Annotated in this window: 1 protein-coding gene; it reads right to left on the bottom strand. The window is 61.3% G+C overall.

Features of this window, described 5'->3' with window-relative positions:
• Positions 1-16 precede the first annotated feature (16 nt).
• A complete protein-coding gene (locus FEF26_RS15400) occupies positions 17-1,555 on the bottom strand; it encodes an IS1634 family transposase (RefSeq protein WP_243730626.1) in 1,539 nt (512 codons plus the stop codon).
• Positions 1,556-1,659 lie beyond the last annotated feature (104 nt).

The raw sequence follows: 1,659 nt of genomic DNA, 5'->3' as shown, positions 1-1,659 counted from the left end.
CCCGAGTTGGCTCACGTTAGTCAGGTCTGCTGTTTGAGTGGATAGCGTTGATGGCAGCGATGAGATCTTCGGGCAGGTCCGTCTCGGCAGTCAGGTACTGGCCGTTGATGTTCAGGGTGACTTCGCGGTAGCGGCGTGCGGTGGTTATGAACTTCTTCCTTGACCATCCGGTGAGTGCCTCCAGCCGCTGGGCCACGGCCAGGGCGGCGGTAACGATGCTCAGGTGAGCATCAATGCTGTCCTTCTGCCGGTGGAACACCGGGCGGGCGGCCAGGTCATGCTTGGACATCCGGAAGGCCTTCTCGATATGCCACAGCTGGTGATAAGCGCCGATCACGTAGTTAGCTGAGGCTTTCTCTGGGGGCAGGTTAGTGATGTAGGCCTTCCACCCAGCCAGGTCCCGGGCTTTCTGCTCGATCTCTTCTTTCAGGAACCGTCGTTCGCCTTCGATACCGACGAACCGGTTGCGCTTCACCGGCGCCTTACCCTCAACAGCCTTCTTCGCTTTAGCCACTTGTTGGTCGATCCCGCGCAGGGTGCGTTTAGCCCGGTTCTCGCGGTACTGGTAGTAGATCAGGGACTTCCGTCGTTGGCCTGCTGAGCCCTCATAGACCGGCCAGGACAGAATCATCCCGTTGGGTGGTGCCTGCCCGGGGTTGTCTTCGATCCATTTCCGTATCGGGTAGGGCACCTCGGGTAGCTTCTCCCCGATGATGTAGGAGAGCTTGGCAGTCTCGATGGCTTTGCGGTTGGCATCAGAGACCATCCCGGCATCAGCCACGATCGTGATGTCCTCCAGCTGATGGGTGGCCATGAAGTCCTGAAGCACCGGGATCATCGTCTTGGTCTCGGCCTTGTTGCCTTCGAAGGCGGTGACCTTCAGGGGGAACCCGTGGGCGTCGGTGAGCAGTCCTATGGTGATCTGCGGCTCCAGGCGGCGTTCCTTGCTGAACCCGGGTTCCCGGAACCCATCCCCCTGATCAGTTTCGAAGTACAGGGTGGATACGTCGAAGAGCACCAGGGCATGAGGCCCCAAGTCAGCCCGGGCCGCCAACGCCGCGGCCAGCCGGCGGCGGAACCCTGAAGTGGCGTAGGTAGGAAGCCGCCGCTTCACCGTGGCGTAGGAGACCGGGCCCATACCCATCTCCTCGATCACCCGCAGCGAGTCGTACTTCGAGGTGGGCTCGACCAGCCGGGCCAGAACTTGCTGGTAGAAGACCTCATCCCCCTCGGTGGCATCTTCGAACCCGAGGCCACTGTAGATTGCGGTCAGCGCTTCGATCAGAGGGCCCATCCGCATCGAGGCGACCTTGATCCCCGACGATGAACCACCGGTGCTGCCATTGGTGGGCTCATCGTCGAAGCCGAGATCCAGCTGGTCCTGCCCTTCACCGGCGATCTTGCGATACGCCGCAGCCTTGAGCAGTTCCACCTCTGCTTCGGAGTGCCCGGAGCCGATGTGCTCAATATCCGGGCGCCCACCGCGCCAGGACCAGATGATCTGCACCGCTCTGGCTTTCGATGCCGTCGGCACAGTACGAACAGAAGGAGCCACCACACCATCCTAAGAACCTGCTCCTTAGTCAGGTCCCCAAATACAAACCCCCAGGTCAGCCAAACGCGCCCCCACCTAATCGCGGAGCGTGAGCCAAGTCAGGT

Origin of the sequence: Nesterenkonia salmonea (assembly GCF_005771525.1) — a bacterium.
Classification (GTDB): Bacteria; Actinomycetota; Actinomycetes; order Actinomycetales; family Micrococcaceae; genus Nesterenkonia; species Nesterenkonia salmonea.
The sequence above is the reverse complement of the archived record's forward strand: the minus strand, read 5'-3'. Positions and strand labels throughout refer to the sequence as shown.